This window comes from Paracoccus sp. Arc7-R13 (assembly GCF_004010775.1).
In the GTDB taxonomy this organism is placed as follows: domain Bacteria; phylum Pseudomonadota; class Alphaproteobacteria; order Rhodobacterales; family Rhodobacteraceae; genus Paracoccus; species Paracoccus marcusii.
The window spans coordinates 2,905,890-2,921,462 of sequence record NZ_CP034810.1 but is presented as its reverse complement, the minus strand read 5'-3'; the positions used below and the strand labels follow the sequence as shown (position 1 = coordinate 2,921,462).

17 protein-coding genes are annotated in these 15,573 nt (G+C 67.4%); 7 read left to right on the top strand and 10 right to left on the bottom strand.

The annotated features are described in order from the left end of the window. Nucleotides 1-30: 30 nt before the first annotated feature. From EOJ32_RS14495 to EOJ32_RS14460, 8 genes are all read right to left on the bottom strand, one after another. Nucleotides 31-1,047 carry a DUF2927 domain-containing protein gene (locus tag EOJ32_RS14495; protein WP_127899043.1) on the bottom strand — a complete coding sequence of 339 codons (1,017 nt, stop codon included), beginning with the start codon at nucleotides 1,045-1,047 and terminating at the stop codon, nucleotides 31-33. Continuing rightward, nucleotides 1,047-2,231, bottom strand: a complete 1,185-nt coding sequence (locus tag EOJ32_RS14490) for a toxic anion resistance protein (protein WP_127899042.1) — start codon at nucleotides 2,229-2,231, stop codon at nucleotides 1,047-1,049. The genes EOJ32_RS14495 and EOJ32_RS14490 overlap by 1 nt, the downstream gene beginning before the upstream one ends. 167 nt (nucleotides 2,232-2,398) lie before the next feature. Beyond that, nucleotides 2,399-4,570 (bottom strand): 3-hydroxyacyl-CoA dehydrogenase NAD-binding domain-containing protein, encoded by a 2,172-nt coding sequence (locus tag EOJ32_RS14485; RefSeq protein ID WP_127899041.1) that lies wholly within the window; start codon nucleotides 4,568-4,570, stop codon nucleotides 2,399-2,401. An 11-nt stretch (nucleotides 4,571-4,581) separates the two neighbouring features. Continuing rightward, nucleotides 4,582-5,793, bottom strand: coding sequence for an acetyl-CoA C-acetyltransferase (locus EOJ32_RS14480; protein WP_127899040.1), 1,212 nt, complete (start codon nucleotides 5,791-5,793; stop codon nucleotides 4,582-4,584). After that, complete coding sequence (locus EOJ32_RS14475) at nucleotides 5,790-6,431, bottom strand: glutathione S-transferase family protein (RefSeq protein ID WP_127899039.1); 642 nt, start codon at nucleotides 6,429-6,431, stop codon at nucleotides 5,790-5,792. The genes EOJ32_RS14480 and EOJ32_RS14475 overlap by 4 nt, the downstream gene beginning before the upstream one ends. Nucleotides 6,432-6,703: 272 nt before the next feature. Then, nucleotides 6,704-8,482, bottom strand: a complete 1,779-nt coding sequence (locus EOJ32_RS14470; RefSeq protein WP_127899038.1) for an acyl-CoA dehydrogenase C-terminal domain-containing protein — start codon at nucleotides 8,480-8,482, stop codon at nucleotides 6,704-6,706. 11 nt (nucleotides 8,483-8,493) lie between these two features. Next, on the bottom strand, nucleotides 8,494-8,886 hold the full coding sequence (locus EOJ32_RS14465) for a MerR family DNA-binding transcriptional regulator (RefSeq protein WP_045981991.1): 393 nt from the start codon (nucleotides 8,884-8,886) through the stop codon (nucleotides 8,494-8,496). 106 nt (nucleotides 8,887-8,992) lie between these two features. Next, nucleotides 8,993-9,340 carry a MerR family DNA-binding transcriptional regulator gene (locus tag EOJ32_RS14460; protein WP_206692757.1) on the bottom strand — a complete coding sequence of 116 codons (348 nt, stop codon included), beginning with the start codon at nucleotides 9,338-9,340 and terminating at the stop codon, nucleotides 8,993-8,995. 162 nt (nucleotides 9,341-9,502) lie between these two features. Between EOJ32_RS14460 and EOJ32_RS14455 the strand changes: the two genes are divergently transcribed. The 3 genes from EOJ32_RS14455 to EOJ32_RS14445 are packed head-to-tail and all read left to right on the top strand — an operon-like array spanning nucleotide 9,503 to nucleotide 11,726. Next, nucleotides 9,503-9,928: a PaaI family thioesterase gene (locus EOJ32_RS14455; RefSeq protein ID WP_045981990.1), complete on the top strand. Its 426-nt coding sequence runs from the start codon at nucleotides 9,503-9,505 to the stop codon at nucleotides 9,926-9,928. Between the two features lie 2 nt (nucleotides 9,929-9,930). Then, the gene (locus tag EOJ32_RS14450) at nucleotides 9,931-10,431 is read left to right on the top strand and encodes a PaaI family thioesterase (RefSeq protein ID WP_042247551.1); all 501 of its coding nucleotides are present in this window, start codon (nucleotides 9,931-9,933) and stop codon (nucleotides 10,429-10,431) included. Continuing rightward, complete coding sequence (locus tag EOJ32_RS14445) at nucleotides 10,428-11,726, top strand: MATE family efflux transporter (protein ID WP_127899037.1); 1,299 nt, start codon at nucleotides 10,428-10,430, stop codon at nucleotides 11,724-11,726. The genes EOJ32_RS14450 and EOJ32_RS14445 overlap by 4 nt, the downstream gene beginning before the upstream one ends. Here the strand turns inward: EOJ32_RS14445 and EOJ32_RS14440 are convergent. Together EOJ32_RS14440 and EOJ32_RS14435 are read right to left on the bottom strand one after the other, a co-directional pair. Then, entirely contained in the window at nucleotides 11,723-12,265 is a 543-nt protein-coding gene (locus EOJ32_RS14440) for a cytochrome b (RefSeq protein ID WP_127899036.1), read from the bottom strand. The two genes, EOJ32_RS14445 and EOJ32_RS14440, sit on opposite strands and share 4 nt — an antisense overlap. Nucleotides 12,266-12,437: 172 nt before the next feature. Next, a complete protein-coding gene (locus EOJ32_RS14435; protein ID WP_127899035.1) occupies nucleotides 12,438-12,752 on the bottom strand; it encodes a DUF1476 domain-containing protein in 315 nt (104 codons plus the stop codon). Nucleotides 12,753-12,883: 131 nt separating this feature from the next. Here EOJ32_RS14435 and purC point away from each other — a divergent pair, with 131 nt between their 5' ends. The 4 genes from purC (at nucleotide 12,884) to EOJ32_RS14415 (ending at nucleotide 15,548) form a co-directional block, all read left to right on the top strand. Further along, nucleotides 12,884-13,645 (top strand): phosphoribosylaminoimidazolesuccinocarboxamide synthase, encoded by a 762-nt coding sequence (purC, locus tag EOJ32_RS14430; RefSeq protein WP_045981986.1) that lies wholly within the window; start codon nucleotides 12,884-12,886, stop codon nucleotides 13,643-13,645. Nucleotides 13,646-13,659: 14 nt separating this feature from the next. Then, on the top strand, nucleotides 13,660-13,899 hold the full coding sequence (gene purS, locus EOJ32_RS14425; RefSeq protein WP_045981985.1) for a phosphoribosylformylglycinamidine synthase subunit PurS: 240 nt from the start codon (nucleotides 13,660-13,662) through the stop codon (nucleotides 13,897-13,899). 93 nt (nucleotides 13,900-13,992) lie between these two features. Beyond that, nucleotides 13,993-14,790: an ABC transporter ATP-binding protein gene (locus EOJ32_RS14420; RefSeq protein WP_127899034.1), complete on the top strand. Its 798-nt coding sequence runs from the start codon at nucleotides 13,993-13,995 to the stop codon at nucleotides 14,788-14,790. A 23-nt stretch (nucleotides 14,791-14,813) separates the two neighbouring features. Further along, on the top strand, nucleotides 14,814-15,548 hold the full coding sequence (locus EOJ32_RS14415; protein WP_045981983.1) for a transporter substrate-binding domain-containing protein: 735 nt from the start codon (nucleotides 14,814-14,816) through the stop codon (nucleotides 15,546-15,548). Nucleotides 15,549-15,573: the final 25 nt, after the last annotated feature.

The window sequence follows — 15,573 nt, the reverse complement described above, 5'->3', positions numbered from 1 at the left end:
CCCCTTTCTAGGGGCGGGCCGGGGACGGGATCAAGCGTTCTCGCCCAGCAGCTCGGTCGCGATGCGGCGGACGATGGGCGCGGCCTCCGCCTCGGACATGCCGGGACGCAGGCGGGGATCATAGAGGATCCGCAGCAGCAGCTCGTCATGACGCGTCAGCAGCGCGAACTCCTCGTCGTCGTTGAAGATCGACGGACGCGCGCCGGGGCTGTCATTGGCCAGCCCCATTCCCTGCGCCAGCTCCTCGTGGATGCAGGACGTGCGCAGCAGCGGCGGCAGTTCGGCCCGGATCACCGCCACGGCGCGGGCATAGTCGGCGGCCGCCCCCTGCGAATAGGCGAAGACCGCGCAGCTGATCGCGGCGGGCAGGTCGGTCATGATCGACACGTCCTGCGCCGGGATGCCCGGCACAAGCTGGGCCAGGCGCGGGCCGATGGCCCGGCGCTCATCCTCGGTCAGGACCAAGATGGTGAAGTTGCCGCCCTCGGCCGTCAGCGATACGGGATGGCGCGTGGCGTCCGACAGGAGGCCCGCGAAATCCGCGACCTCCGACCGCCAGGCGGGGCGGGCGGCCATGTCGGTCGAGGCGCCGAATTCCAGCTGCATCCGCACCGGACCCTGCCAGCGGCGCAGGGGCGCAGCGCGGGACTGCGACACCAGCCCGCCGTCGGTCTGGCTGTATTCGTCGCGCAGCGCGATGTCGATGAAGTTGCGGGTCAGGATCTCGGCGTCGATCGGCGCGTCCAGCGGGGTCCGGTCGCGGCGCAGGCGACCCTGCGCCACCAGCCGCCGTTCCGCCGCGGCATAATAGTCACGCTGCGACTGGCTGGCTTGGCTGGGCGAGGCAGAGGCCTGGCGCGCGACGGCATTCGCGGCGCGGTTGCGTTCGGCCCGCGCGCGGCGCAACTCGGCTTGGCTTTGCGCGGCCGAGGTGGCCTCGGGGCGTGCCTGCGGGCGCGGAGAGCCGGGCGTGTCCGTGAACGGGTCTGGGGCGCAGCCGCCCAGCAGCAGCGCCAATCCCAGGGCGGGGGCAGCCAGGCGCCGCATCAGCGCCGCCCGCCGGGGCCGGTGACGGCCGCAGGCTGCCGCGAGGATGCCGCCGCCAGCGCATCGCGCAGTTCGGCCTCCATCCGCACCAGTTCGGTCTCGGCCGAGGCGCGCCGCGAGCGACCTTCGTCGGCGATGCGCAGGCTGTCCTCGATCGTGGCGATCAGCTGGGCGTTGGCGGTCTGTACCGCCTTGATGTCAAAGACGCCGCGTTCCGTCTCGGCCCGGATCTGGGCGTTCGCCTGACGCAGGTTGTCGGCGTTGCGCGTCAGCAGCTCGTTGGTCAGGTCGTTGGCCTCCTTGACCGCGCGGGCGGCCTCGGCGCTGCGCTGGATGGTGACGGCCTGGGCCAGCTGTGTCTCCCACAGGGGCACCGTGTTCACCAGGGTCGAGTTGATCTTGGTGACCAGCGACTTGTCGTTTTCCTGCACCAGCCGGATGGAGGGCAGCGACTGCATCGTCACCTGGCGCGTCAGCTTCAGGTCGTGGACGCGGCGTTCCAGGTCGTCGCGCAGGGTGCGCAGGTCGCGCAGCTCCTGCGCCTCGATCACCTGGTCGGGCTGCGCCTTTGCGGCCAGTTCGGCCTCCTTGGCGGGGATCGTCTCTCGATCCAGCTCGGCCAGCTTTTCGGTGCCGGCGGCGATGTACAGGGCCAGCTCGTCATAGAAGGTCAGCGTGCGGTCATACAGGATGTCCAGCGACTTGATGTCCTTGAGCAGCTTCTGCTCGTGCCCCTCCAGCTCGGCCGTGATGCGGTCGATCTGGGTCTGGACCTGTTCGTAATTCGCCACGAACTTGGCAAAGGGCGCCGACCGGCCCAAAAGCTTTTCCCACCAACTGCGGCTGCGGCGCATGTCCAGCTCGCTGGTCGAGAATCCGCGGATCGTGGTCACGACCTCGCGCAGGCTGTCGCCGGCCGGGCCGACCTCTTTGGCCTTGACATCGGCCAGCATGGACTGGCTGATCTGCTGCAGATCGGCCTGAGCACGGGTGCCGAAGCGGAGGATGGAATTGCTGTCCTTCAGGTCGATCTCGGCCATGCGGGCGCGGATATGGGCCTGGACGGCGGGGTCGGCATCGGACAGGGACTGCGCCGCAGGAGCAGGCTCGGGCAGCGGGGCCGAGGCGATCGCCTCGATCTGGGCCTGGGCAGCTTCGGCGCGGCGTTTCGTCTCGTCACTCATCGGCATGTCCCCTTGTCGGCCATCCGCCCGTCGGGCGGTTCCGTTGTCGCAGCATATGACTAATTTCCGCGGCTTCAACGACGGCCAGACCGGAAAGTTTCGTCACATGGCAGGGCGGACACAGCGGGTGGTGCGGATGGGCCACAAGCGCGGCCCATCCGGGGGTGTCAGGCCGCGGCCTTGCGCCCGTAGAAGCTGTCACCCTTGGCGGCCATGTCGCGCAGCATCTGCGGCGCCTTGAAGCGGGCACCATGCGCGGCCTCCAGCCGGTCGCAGATCTCGACCGCCTTCTGCGCGCCCAGGATGTCCAGCCAGCCGAAGGGACCGCCCGACCAGGGCGCAAAGCCCCAGCCCAGGATGGCGCCCACATCGCCTTCGCGGATGTCCTCCAGCACGCCGTCCTCCAGCGCACGCACGGCCTCCAGGCTCTGGGCGAACATCAGGCGGTGCTGGATCTCGTGCAGGTCGGGCTGATCGGCGCTGCGCGGGTACTGCGCGTCCAGACCCTCCCACAGGCCCTGCCGCTTGCCGTCCTCATAGGCATAGAAGCCCGCGCCGCCCTTGCGGCCCATCCTGCCCTGGTCGGCCATCCAGAACAGCACGTCGTCGACTGCGCCGTCGGGATAGGCGTCGCCCATCGCGGCCTTGGTCGCCTTGGCAATCTTGACGCCCAGGTCGATCGAGGTCTCGTCGACCAGCTGCAGCGGACCCAGGGGCATGCCCATCATCTTGGCGGCGTTTTCCACCAGCGTGGGGTTCACGCCCTCGGCCACCATGCGGATGCCTTCGTTGATATAGGGGATGATGCAGCGGTTGGCATAGAAGAACCGTTCGTCATTCACGACGATGGGGGTCTTGCGGATCTGGCGCACGAAATCCAGCGCCTTTGCGACCGCCACGGGACCGGTTTCGCGGCCCTTGATGATCTCGACCAGCAGCATCTTATCGACCGGGCTGAAGAAGTGGATGCCGATGAACTGTTCGGGGCGCGCGCTGGCACGCGCCAGATCGCTGATCGGCAGGGTCGAGGTGTTGGTGGCAAAGATCGCGTCCTGCGGGATCACGGCCTCGGCCTTCTTCGTCACCTCGGCCTTGACCGACGGGTCCTCGAAGACCGCCTCGACGATCAGATCGCAGCCCTGCAGGGCGGCGTAATCCGTGGTGGCGGTGATGCGGTCCAGCACCTGGGCCTTCTTCTCCTCGGTCGCCTTCTTGCGGCTGATGGCCTTGTCCAGAAGGCCCGTGGAATAGGCCTTGCCGCGGTCGGCGCTGTCCTGGGCCGCGTCGATCAGCACGACCTCGATCCCGGCCATGGCGCTGACATAGGCAATGCCCGCGCCCATCATGCCCGCGCCCAGGATGCCCACCTTGCGGACGGTCTGGTCCGGGGCCTCGGGGCGGTTCGCGCCCTTCTCCAGCGCTTCCTTGTTGATGAACAGGCTGCGGATCATCGCGGTAGACGAAGGGTTCATCAGCACGTTGGTGAACCAGCGCGCCTCGATCTTCAGCGCCTGGTCAAACGGCACCATCGACCCCTCATAGACCGCCGACAGCAGCGCCTTGGCCGCCGGATAGACGCCCATCGTCTTCCCATGCACCATCGCGGAGGCGCCCACGAAGGTCATGAAACCCGCCGGGTGGAACGGCTCTCCGCCCGGCATCTTGTAGCCCTTGGCATCCCACGGCTTGACCAGGTCGGCCTCCTTGGCCTCCAGCACCCAGGCCTTTGCGGCGGCCAGCGGGTCCTCGACGACCTCGTCGATCAGCCCGGCCGATTTCGCCTTTTTGGGGTCCGACAGCTTGCCTTCCAGCAGGAAGGGTGCGGCCATCATGGCGCCCAGCTTGCGCGTCAGGCGGGTGGTGCCGCCGGCGCCGGGAAAGATGCCGACCATGATCTCGGGCAGGCCGATCTTGGCCTTGGCATTGTCGGCTGCAAAGATGCGATGCGTCGCCAGCGGCAACTCCAGCCCGATGCCAAGCGCGGTGCCGGGCAGGGCGCTGGCGATCGGCTTGCCGCCCTTCTTGGTCTTGGGGTCCATGCCGGCCAGCTCGATCTTGCGCAGCAGGTGGTGCAGCGTCATCACGCCGTCGAACACGCCCTGCGCGCCGTTCGCGTCCTTCATGCCCGCGATGACTTTCAGGTCCATCCCGGCGGCAAAGTCCTTCTTGCCGCTGGTGATGACGATGCCCTTGACGGCATCGTCGGCCAGCGCGTCGTCGATCAGCCCGTTCAGGGCGGTCGCGCCGTCCATCGACAGCACGTTCATCGATTTGCCCGGCACGTCCCAGGTGATCACCGCGACGCCGTCGGCGCCTTTTTCCATCGTGAAATCGGTCATGTCCGGGCTCCTCACACGCGTTCGATGATGGTGGCCGCGCCCATGCCGGACGCGATGCACAGGGTCGCCAGACCCATGGTCTTGTCCTGCCGCTCAAGCTCGTCCAGCAGGGTGCCGATGATGATCGCGCCGGTCGCGCCCAAGGGGTGGCCCATGGCGATGGCGCCGCCGTTCACGTTGACCTTGGAATGGTCCACGTCGAAGGCCTGCATGAAGCGCAGCACCACGGATGCGAAGGCTTCGTTCACCTCGAACAGGTCGATGTCGCCGATGGACAGGCCGCTGTCCTTCAGGATCTTCTCGGTCACGGGAACCGGGCCGGTCAGCATGATCGTGGGGTCGGTGCCGATCTTGGCGGTGGCGCGGATGCGCGCGCGGGGCTTCAGGCCATGGGCCTGCCCGAATTCCGCATTGCCGATCAGCACGGCGGCGGCGCCGTCGACGATGCCGCTGCTGTTGCCGGCGTGGTGGATGTGATCGACATGGGTCAGGTGCGGGTATTTCAGCATCGCGACCTTGTCGAAGCCGGGCATCATCTCGCCCATCTCCTTGAAGGCCGGGCGCAGCTTGGCCAGATCGTCCGCCGTGGTGCCGGGGCGCATGTATTCGTCGCGGTCCAGGATGGTCAGGCCGTTCTGGTCCAGCACCGGGACGATGGATTTGGCAAAGCGGTTGTCGGCCCAGGCCTGCGCCGCGCGGCGCTGGCTTTCCAGCGCCAGCGCATCGGCATCCGCGCGGCTGAAGCCGTATTCGGTCGCGATGATGTCGGCGCTGATCCCCTGCGGTACAAAGTACGACCGCATGGCCAGTCCCGGATCGACCGCGATGGCCGCCCCGTCGCTGCCCATGGCAACGCGGCCCATCATCTCTACCCCGCCGGCGATATAGGCCTGGCCCGCGCCGCCCTTGATCTGGTTGGCGGCCAGGTTCACGGCCTCCATGCCAGACGCGCAGAAGCGGTTGATCGACAGGCCGGGAATGCTCTGGTCCAGGTCCGATGCCAGCACGGCGCTGCGCGCCAGGCAGCCGCCCTGTTCCTTGACCTGGGTCACATTGCCCCAGATCACGTCCTCGACCGCGTGGCCTTCTAGCCCGTTGCGGTCCTTGACGGCGTTCAACAGGCGCGCCGACAGCGCCAGCGAGGTGACCTCGTGCAGGCTGCCATCGGGGCGGCCCTTGCCGCGCGGCGTGCGGGCGGCGTCATAGATGAATGCGTCGGTCATGTGTCCTCCTTGGGCGCCCGGTCGGATGGGTTGCCGGGCATCAGATCATAGGGGTGTTTCCAGCCGGGCAGGGCGGCGATGCCGTCCAGCCAGCGATCGATATGGGGCCAATCCCTGCGGTCGAATCCGAAGGGCTCGGGATAGTATAGGTAACCGCACAGCGCGAAATCGGCGATGGTCGGGCCGCCGGGTGCGACCCAGTCGCGGTCCGCCAGATGCGCGTCCAGCACATGATAGGCCCCTTTCAGCCGCCCCTGCAGGTACTCCGCGGCCCCTGCCGGCCGCTTGTCCGCGGGCAGGAAGTTCAACAGGAACCGCGCCGGTCCCGCCTGGCCCGAGACCTTGTGGTTGTCGAACATCAGCCAGCGCAGCGTCTCGTTGCGGTCGCTGCCCATGAACCTGCCGGTGCGTTCCGCGACGTGCAGCTGGATGACGGCCGATTGGGTCAGGGTCACATCGCCCTCACGGAACACCGGGACCTCGCCCATCGGGTTCAGCGTCCGAAATGCGGGGCTGCGCCCCTCTCCGTTGAAGAAATCGACATAGACGGGCTGCCAGTCATAACCCGCCACTTGCATCGTCAGGGCCGGTTTGTAGGCGTTTCCGGATTCGCCAAAGCACCAGAGTTGCGCGGTCATCTTTCCTCCTCGACGCCGGGGGGCTGCGCGCCCCCCGGACCCCCCATGGGGTATTTGGACAAAGAAGAAGCGGCGTTAACCACTTCTTCAACTGAGCGGCATTAGTCTGGTCCTGCGGTACAGACTGGGGAGCCGATGACCGCCAAAGGAGAAGTCGCCCCGGCCTGTGGGCCGACAACGCCTGACCCGACAACAATCGGGAGAGGTCGGGGCGCATCCTGCTTCTTCTTTGCAAAAATACCCAATGCGACCTCTCCGCCCTTGATGTCGGATCAGAAGGCTTCTGCCTCCAGCTCCATCACCGTGGCTGCTCCGGACTGGATGCGGGCCAGATGCGTGGCGGTCATCGGCAGCTGCCGTTTCATGTAGTAGCGGCCGGTTGCCAGCTTGGTCTTGTGGAACGCCGGGTCGGCGGTGCCTGTATCCAGCGCCGCCTGTGCGGCGACCGCCATCCGGGCCCACATGTAACCAAGGGTCACGTGACCAAACAGATGCATGAAGTCGTAGCTGCCCGACAACGCATCGTTCGGGTTCTTCATGCCGCGTTCCATGAAGAACATGGACGCCGCCTGCAGGTCCTTGGACGCGGCCTTCAGCGGTTCGATGAAGTCGGCCGCCAGTGCCTGATTGCCGGACTGTTCCTTGCAGAACGATTTGACCATGTCGAAGAAGGCCATCACATGCTTGCCGCCATCCTGGGCCAGCTTGCGGCCGACCAGGTCCAGCGCCTGCACGCCATTCGCACCTTCGTAGATCATGGTGATGCGGGCATCGCGGACGAACTGGCTCATGCCCCATTCCTCGACATAGCCGTGGCCACCGAAGACCTGCTGGGCCAGCACTGTCGCCTCGAAGCCCTTGTCGGTCAGGAAGCCCTTGATGACCGGGGTCATCAGCGACACCAGCCCCTCGGCGTCCTTGTCGCCGGCCAGGTGGCCGCGGTCGATCAGATGCGCGCCCCACAGCGCGAGCGCGCGGGCCCCCTCGATGAAGCTCTTCTGGTCCAGCAGGCTGCGGCGGATGTCGGGATGCACGATCAGCGGATCGGCGGCGCCCTGCGGATTCTGCGCGCCGGTCACCGCACGGCCCTGCAGGCGGTCCTTGGCATAGGCCAGAGCGTTCTGATAGGCGGGTACCGCCGCGGCATAGCCCTGCAGGCCCACGCCCAGACGCGCCTCGTTCATCATGGTGAACATGGCGCGCATGCCCTTGTGCAGATCGCCCAGCAGCCAGCCTTTCGCGCCGTCATAGTTCATCACGCAGGTCGCGTTGCCGTGGATGCCCATCTTGTGCTCCAGCGCGCCCACCGACACGCCGTTGCGATCGCCCAGAGAGCCGTCCGCGTTCACCAGGAACTTCGGGACGATGAACAGGCTGATGCCCTTGGTGCCCTCGCCGCCGCCGGGCGCCTTGGCCAGGACCAGGTGGACGACGTTCTCGGCCATGTCGTGATCGCCGGCCGAGATGAAGATCTTCTGGCCCGTGATCAGGTAGCTTCCGTCCTCCTGGGGTTCGGCCTTGGTGCGCAAGAGGCCCAGATCGGTGCCGCAATGCGGTTCCGTCAGGTTCATCGTGCCGGTCCAGTCGCAGCTGACCATCTTGGGCAGATAGGTCTGCTTCTGGTCGTCGGTGCCGTGGGCGTGGATCGCGGAATAGGCGCCGTGGGTCAGGCCCTGGTACATGTTGAAGGCCATGTTGGCCGACACGAACATCTCTCCGGTGGCCACGCCCATGGTGTAGGGCATGCCCTGGCCACCGTATTCGGGGTCGCAGTCCAGCGCGGTCCAGCCGCCCTCCTTGACCTGCTCGAACGCCTCGCGGAAGCCCTTGGGCGTGCGGACGACGCCATTCTCCAGAACGCAGCCCTCCTGGTCGCCGGACAGGTTCAGGGGCGCCAGCACCTCGGCGGACAGCTTGCCGGCGGCTTCCAGCACGGCCTCGGTAAAGTCGGGGGCCAACTCGTCATGGCCGGGCAGGTCGGATTGCGACAGCTTCAGAACGTCGTGCAGGACGAACTGCAGGTCGCGGATCGGGGGCGTGTACGAAGGCATGTCGGGATCCTTTACGGCTGTTCTGTGGGGGCTGCGGAAAGCCGGCCCTCGGCATCCGAGATCTGCTGGCGAAGGTCGGCGATCGCCTCGCTCAGTTCGGCATATTGCCGTTCCATGTCCGCCAGGCGGTCGCGGCCGACATCGATCGTGGCCGCGATCTGCGCGCGGTTCGTGCCGCCGGGTTCGTACAGCTGCAGCAGCTGGCGGATCTGTTCCAGGCTGAACCCGAAGCGCTTGCCGCGCAGGATCAGGATCAGCCGGGCCCGGTCGCGCCGGTCATACAACCGGTGCTGGCCGCGGCGCTGGGGAAAGATCAGCTCTCGTGCCTCGTAGAACCGCAGCGTGCGCGGGGTCACGTCAAAGGCGTCGCACATCTGGCGGATGGTCATCAGATCTTCGGACATGGGTGCGGCTCCTCCTCAAACCGGCTTTCCGTCCTTCCCTGAACATAGGCCCAAGTTGACGCGAACGTAAGCAGGACGCGGCGTCACAAGGGCGCGTGCCGCCGCGTCAGCCCATCTTGGCCAGTTCGGCCACGGTGGTCTGGCGCAGCTGGTCCAGGTCCGCCCGCGCCGCCGTCAGGTCGGCGATCTGACCGTCCAGCACGGCCAGCTGGCGGTCGGCCATGTCGATCCAGACCTGGTACTGCTCGCGAGAGCCCTTCTTGTCATAGATCTGCAGCCATTGGCGGATCTCCTCCAGGCTGAAGCCGAAGCGCCGCCCGCGCAGGATCAGGGTCATGCGCGCGACCTCGCGCGGGCCATAGAACCGGGCGCGGCCTTCCTTTCGGGGCTGCAGCAGTTCGATGTATTCGTAATAGCGCAGCGTGCGGGGCGTCACCTCGAACCGTGCGCACATGTCCTTGAAGCTGATGCGGTCTTCGGTCACCCGGCACCTCCCTGGAAGATTTCCCTTGGCGTCAACCTAAGCGCAGCCGCATCCTTTCTCAACCGAATCGCGCGCCGGGGCTTGATCCGGGTCCCGACCGGACGCTACCCCTCGCGCAAAGAAGGACGCCCCATGACCGATCCCGACGATCACGCCCGCATCGCCCAGCAGTTCATCGAGGCGATCCCCCATGCGCGCGCCCTGGGCATGCGGGTCGAGGAGATAGGCGCGGGCCGCGCCACGATCAGCATGCCCTGGGCCGAACACCTGGTCGGCGATCCGCGCACCGGGGTGATCCACGGGGGTGTCGTCTCGGCGCTGATGGACACCTGCTGCGGGGCGGCGGTGATGGCGCATCCGACGAACCCGCGATCGACCGCGACGATCGACCTGCGCATCGACTACATGCGGGCCGCGACGCCGGGGCAGCGCATCACCGCGCGGGCCGAATGCTATCACATGACCCGCAGCGTGGCCTTCCTGCGCGCCGTGGCCCTGGACGAGGACGAGGCCAATCCCGTCGCCGCCGCCACCGGCGCCTTCACGGCGGAGCGGTGATCATGGGCGACCGCAACGAACCCCTGCACCAGATCAAGTCGCGCCGCGATTCGGCCCTGGCGGCGATGGTCACCGGCGTGCCCTACATGACCTGGCTGGGCATCCGCTTCGACCGGCGCGGGGACGAACTGACCGCGATCCTGCCCTATGACGACAAGCTGATCGGCAACCCGATGCTGCCTGCGATCCATGGCGGGGTCACCGCGGCCTTCCTGGAGGTCACGGCGATCATCGAGCTGGGCTGGGCCGCGATGTGGGAGGATCTGGAATCAGGCCGCATCGCCCCCGACGCGGCCGTTCCAGACAGCCTGCCGCGGCTGCCCAAGACCATTGATTTCACCGTCGACTACCTGCGCTCGGGCCTGCCGCGCGACGCCTATGCCCGCGCCCGCGTCGTGCGATCGGGACGGCGCTATGCGTCCGTCCATGTCGAGGCGTGGCAGGACAACCGCGCCCGCCTGATCGCCCAGGCCACCGGTCACTTCCTGATGCCGCAGCCTTGAGCCTGCTGACCCACCGCCGGGTGCTGCAGATCGCGGTGCCCATCGTGCTGTCCAACCTGACGGTGCCGTTGCTGGGGCTGGTCGACACCGGTGTGGTGGGTCAGCTGGGCCAGCCGCAGGCCATCGGCGCGGTGGGGATCGGCGCGATCATCCTGACCTCGATCTATTGGGTGTTCGGGTTCCTGCGCATGGGCACGTCCGGTCTGGTGGCGCAGGCCCATGGCGCGGGCGACCAGCCCGAGGTCGGCGCCCACCTGCTGCGCGCGCTGGCCATCGCCGCCGCAGCCGGGCTGGTCTTCATCGCGCTGCAGGCGCCGATCTTCTGGGCGGCCTTCCGGCTGGCCCCGGCCTCGGATGCGGTCGAGGCGCTGGCCCGCGACTATCTGGCGATCCGCATCTGGGGGGCGCCTGCGACCATCGGATTGTATGCGATCACCGGCTGGCTGATCGCGGTCGAACGCACCCGTGCGGTGCTGGCGCTGCAGCTGTTGCAGAACGGGCTGAACGTCGCGCTGGATGTGTGGTTCGTGCTGGGCCTGGGGCTGGGCGTGGCGGGCGTCGCCTGGGCCACGCTGGTCGCGGAGCTGTCCGGCGTGGCGCTGGGCCTGTGGCTGGCGCGGCACGTGCTGGGACAGGCGCGCCGCGCGGCGGGGCTGTGGGCGCGCGACCGGCTGACGCGGCTGGCGCGGGTGAACGGCGACATCATGATCCGGTCGGTCCTGCTGCAGGGCTGCATGACCAGCTTCCTGTTCCTGGGGGCGGGGCAGGGCGACGTGCCCTTGGCCGCGAACCAGGTGCTGCTGCAGTTCGTGGCGCTGACCGCCTATGCGCTGGACGGGTTCGCCTTTGCCGCCGAAAGCCTGGTGGGACAGGCCGTGGGCGCGCGTCGGCCGGACCGGGTGCGGCGGGCGTCGCTGCTGACCTCGGCCTGGGGGCTGGGGGGTGCGGTCGTGATGGGGCTGGTCTTCATCGTCGCGGGGGGCGCGATCATCGATCTGCTGACCACCTCGGACGCGGTGCGGCAGGCGGCGCGGATCTATCTGCCTTGGCTGGCGCTGGCGCCCCTGATCGGGGTGGCGGGCTGGATGCTGGACGGCATCTTCATCGGGGCCACGCTGACGCGGGACATGCGCAATGCGATGATCCGGTCGGTGGCGGTCTTCGCGGCCTGCGTGCTGATCCTGCCGCCCTTCTGGGGCAACCACGGCCTGTGGGCCGCGCTGATGGCGCTGAACCTGGCCCGCGCGGTGACGATGCTGCGCCGCTATCCCAATGCCGAGGCCGCGGCCGCCTAGCCTGCCATGCGGCGCAGCAGGCGGTCGCGCAGCACGATCTGGTGGAACAGCGTCATGGCGATATGGCCCAGGATCAGCACGCCCATCACCCAGGCCAGCTCTCCGTGAAAGTTCGACCCGATGTCGGTGGCAGCCTTGACGACCTGGTCCGGGGCGCGCGGCGCGAAGATCTGGAACCCGAAGGGCGCAAAGCCCCGTACCCCGCCCCAGGCCCGCAGCAGCGCCGCCGAGGGAACCGCCAGCATCAGCGCATAAAGCGCGACATGCCCCAGCCTTGCCGCATAGCCCAGCAGGTCCGCCCGGCGGGGCGGGCGACGATCACGGTTCAGGGCGGCCCAGACCACGCGCAGGACGATCAGCACGAACAGGATGGTTCCGACCTGGGTGTGGTTGGCGGTCAGTGCGACGGCCAGAGGCGCCTCGTCGCCCAGCAGGCTTTCGGACAGCATGCCGCCGAACTGCCACGCCATCAGGGCGGCGATTCCCCAGTGAAGCGTCCGGGTCACGGCTCCATAGCGGTCCTGATTGTCCCAAAGCATGTTCCGGCATCCTGTCGTTGATAGGGCAGACCCTTTCATCCCACGGTTCGGCAGGAACGTGATGGCAAAAATGCCGGGTCACCAAAGCTTGACCCCGGCTGCCTTGCGCACGTGCAGGAATGGATCAGGGGGGCGCGATGCCCCCCTGATCCGGCCTGCTGACGATGGCGGCTCAGGTCTCGTCGATGACCTGGCGGCGGGCCTCGTCCATCAGGCGGGCCATCTGCGCGCGGATCGTTTCGGCATCGGCGACGCCTGTCAGGTCGGCCTCGACCTTGCAGAAGACGTCCTCCTCTCCGGGCTCGGCGAAATCGGCGCTGACGACGGTCATGGCATAGGCGCGGGCGTCGTCGCCGGTCTTGCCCATCTGTCCGGCCGCCCATTCGCCCAGCAGGCGGTTCCGGCGCGCCTCGGCCTTGAAGCGCAGGTCGGCGTCATGGGCGAACTTGGATTCGTAGGCGCGCTCTCGATCGTTGAACGTGGTCATCGGGCCCTCCTGTGCGGCGTCTGGGACAAGATATGCCCATCGGCATGCCTTGTCGCAAGGCTCGTATTGCCCCCGACCGGCAATCCGGGGTAAGCGGCATCTTCAGGGACATGCGAAAGGACGGTGGGCCCATGGCACCGCGGCGCAAGAAAGTTTACGAAGGCAAGGCCAAGATCCTCTACGAGGGCACGGAACCCGGCACGCTGATCCAGTACTTCAAGGATGACGCGACCGCCTTCAACGCGCAGAAGCGCGCCACCATCGAAGGCAAGGGCGTGCTGAACAACCGCCTGTCCGAGTTCTTCATGAACGGGCTGACGAATATCGGCGTCCCGAACCACTTCATCCGCCGCATCAACATGCGCGAGCAGCTGATCCGCCAGGTCGAGATCATCCCGCTGGAAGTGATCGTGCGCAATTTCGCGGCCGGGTCGCTGTCCAAGCGCCTTGGGCTGGAGGAGGGCACGGCCCTGCCGCGGCCCATCGTCGAATACAGCTACAAGAACGACGAACTGGGCGACCCGATGGTGTCCGAGGAATACATCATCGCCTTCGGCTGGGCGACCCAGCAGGACCTGGACGACATCGTCAGCCTAGCGCTGCGGGTGAACGACTTCCTGTCGGGGGTGTTCTACGGCGCCGGCATCAAGCTGATCGATTTCAAGATCGAGGTCGGACGGGTCTGGGACAACGATTTCATGCGCCTGATCGTGGCCGACGAGATCAGCCCCGACAGCTGCCGGCTGTGGGACGTCAAGACCGGGCAGAAGCTGGACAAGGACGTGTTCCGCCGCGACCTGGGCAACCTGACCGACGCCTATACCGAGGTGGCGCGCCGGCTGGGCCTGATGCCCGCCAACACGACCAGCCTGAAACCGACCGCGATCAACTGAGAGGGACTGCCGCCATGAAAGCACGTGTCACCATCATGCTGAAGGACGGCGTCCTGGACCCCCAGGGCGAGGCGATCCGCCATGCCCTGGGCGGGCTTGGCCACCAGGACGTCACGGGCGTCCGCCAAGGCAAGCTGATCGAGCTGGACCTGGCCGCCACCGACGCCGAGGCAGCCCGCGCCGAGGTCGCCAGGATGTGCGAGGGCCTGCTGGCCAACACCGTGATCGAGAAATACTCGATCGAGATTGCGTAAGCGTTCGGCTGACGCTGCGGCAGCCTGCCCTTATCGGCAGGTTGCCCCCTGCACCCCGTTGCAAAACGCGCGCGTTTGACGCCCAATGTGCGGATGATGAACCAGACCCCGACCCCTCACAGCGCCGCCCCGGTCATTTCGATCAACGGGTTGCACAAGTCCTATGGTCCGCTTGACGTCCTCAAGGGCGTGTCCATGACCGCCCCGCGCGGCCATGTGGTCAGCCTGATCGGGTCGTCCGGGTCGGGCAAGTCCACGCTGCTGCGCTGCTGCAACCTGCTGGAGAACAGCCAGGCCGGAGAGATCCTGTTCGAGGGCGAGCCGGTCCGCTGGAAGGGCCAGGGGCAGGGCCGCCATCCCGCCGACCGCGCCCAGGTCACGCGGATGCGCACCAACCTGTCCATGGTGTTCCAGCAGTTCAACCTGTGGGCCCACATGACGATCCTGCAGAACGTGATGGAGGCCCCGGTCACCGTGCTGGGCGAGGATCGCGCCGCCGTCGAGGCCCGCGCCCGCGACCTTCTGGCCAAGGTCGGCATCGGCGACAAGGCGGACGCCTGGCCCGCGCAGCTGTCGGGCGGCCAGCAGCAGCGTGCCGCCATCGCCCGCGCGCTGTGCATGCAGCCCAAGGCGCTGCTGTTCGACGAACCCACCAGCGCGCTGGACCCCGAACTGCAGCAGGAGGTCGTCCGCGTCATCAAGGATCTGGCCGGAGAGCATCGCACGATGATCCTGGTCACCCATGACATGCGGCTGGCCGCCGATGTCAGCGATCACGTCGTGTTCCTGCATCAGGGCGTGGTCTGCGAAGAAGGCCCGCCGGATCGCCTGTTCGGGAACCCGCAGACCGACCGTCTGCGCCAGTTCCTGTCCGCGACCATGGCGACATAAGAAACCAACAGGAGAGACCCCGAATGAAATCCCTGACGATCGCGGCCGCCGCGCTGATGCTGACCGCGGGCCTGGCCCAGGCCCAGACCATCCGCATGGGCACCGAAGGCGCCTATGCCCCCTACAACTTCATCGACGATGCCACCGGCGAGGTCACCGGCTTCGAGATCGAGCTGGGCAACGAGCTGTGCAAGCGCGCCGAGCTGGATTGCACCTGGGTGCGCAACGATTGGGATTCGATCATCCCGAACCTGGTCTCGTCGAACTACGACACGATCATGGCCGGCATGAACATCAACGCCGAACGCCAGGCGGTCATAGCGTTCACGCAGCCCTATACCCCGCCGACGCCGTCGGCCTATGCGGCGCTGGCGGCCGATGTCGACGTCGAGGGCGGCATCGTCGCGGCCCAGACCAGCACCATCCAGGCGGGCTATGTTGCCGAGAGCGGCGCGACGCTGATCGAGTTCCCGAACCCCGACCAGGCCGTCGCCGCCGTCCGCAACGGCGAGGCCGACGCGATCCTGGCCGACCGCGACTTCCTGGCCCCCATCGTCGAGGAATCCGGCGGAGAGCTGGTCTGGGTCGAGGGCATGGACCGCGTCGCCCTGGGCGAAGGCATCGGCATGGGCCTGCGCCAGTCCGACACCGAGCTGCTGGAGAAGTTCGACGCGCAGATCACCGCGATGAAGGAAGACGGCAGCCTGAACGACATGATCAAGAAGTGGTTCGGCGACGACGCGCTGCTGTTCGAATGATCTGACCCGCCGCCGCGGACCCGTG

Excerpts from the sequence above, each read along its gene's own strand:
- EOJ32_RS14495 (WP_127899043.1), bottom strand. The coding sequence starts at position 1,047 with ATGCGGCGCCTGGCTGCCCCCGCCCTGGGATTGGCGCTGCTGCTGGGC.
- EOJ32_RS14490 (WP_127899042.1), bottom strand. The coding sequence starts at position 2,231 with ATGAGTGACGAGACGAAACGCCGCGCCGAAGCTGCCCAGGCCCAGATC.
- EOJ32_RS14485 (WP_127899041.1), bottom strand. The coding sequence starts at position 4,570 with ATGACCGATTTCACGATGGAAAAAGGCGCCGACGGCGTCGCGGTGATC.
- EOJ32_RS14480 (WP_127899040.1), bottom strand. The coding sequence starts at position 5,793 with ATGACCGACGCATTCATCTATGACGCCGCCCGCACGCCGCGCGGCAAG.
- EOJ32_RS14475 (WP_127899039.1), bottom strand. The coding sequence starts at position 6,431 with ATGACCGCGCAACTCTGGTGCTTTGGCGAATCCGGAAACGCCTACAAA.
- EOJ32_RS14470 (WP_127899038.1), bottom strand. The coding sequence starts at position 8,482 with ATGCCTTCGTACACGCCCCCGATCCGCGACCTGCAGTTCGTCCTGCAC.
- EOJ32_RS14465 (WP_045981991.1), bottom strand. The coding sequence starts at position 8,886 with ATGTCCGAAGATCTGATGACCATCCGCCAGATGTGCGACGCCTTTGAC.
- EOJ32_RS14460 (WP_206692757.1), bottom strand. The coding sequence starts at position 9,340 with ATGTGCGCACGGTTCGAGGTGACGCCCCGCACGCTGCGCTATTACGAA.
- EOJ32_RS14455 (WP_045981990.1), top strand. The coding sequence starts at position 9,503 with ATGACCGATCCCGACGATCACGCCCGCATCGCCCAGCAGTTCATCGAG.
- EOJ32_RS14450 (WP_042247551.1), top strand. The coding sequence starts at position 9,931 with ATGGGCGACCGCAACGAACCCCTGCACCAGATCAAGTCGCGCCGCGAT.
- EOJ32_RS14440 (WP_127899036.1), bottom strand. The coding sequence starts at position 12,265 with ATGCTTTGGGACAATCAGGACCGCTATGGAGCCGTGACCCGGACGCTT.
- EOJ32_RS14435 (WP_127899035.1), bottom strand. The coding sequence starts at position 12,752 with ATGACCACGTTCAACGATCGAGAGCGCGCCTACGAATCCAAGTTCGCC.
- purC (WP_045981986.1), top strand. The coding sequence starts at position 12,884 with ATGGCACCGCGGCGCAAGAAAGTTTACGAAGGCAAGGCCAAGATCCTC.
- purS (WP_045981985.1), top strand. The coding sequence starts at position 13,660 with ATGAAAGCACGTGTCACCATCATGCTGAAGGACGGCGTCCTGGACCCC.
- EOJ32_RS14420 (WP_127899034.1), top strand. The coding sequence starts at position 13,993 with ATGATGAACCAGACCCCGACCCCTCACAGCGCCGCCCCGGTCATTTCG.
- EOJ32_RS14415 (WP_045981983.1), top strand. The coding sequence starts at position 14,814 with ATGAAATCCCTGACGATCGCGGCCGCCGCGCTGATGCTGACCGCGGGC.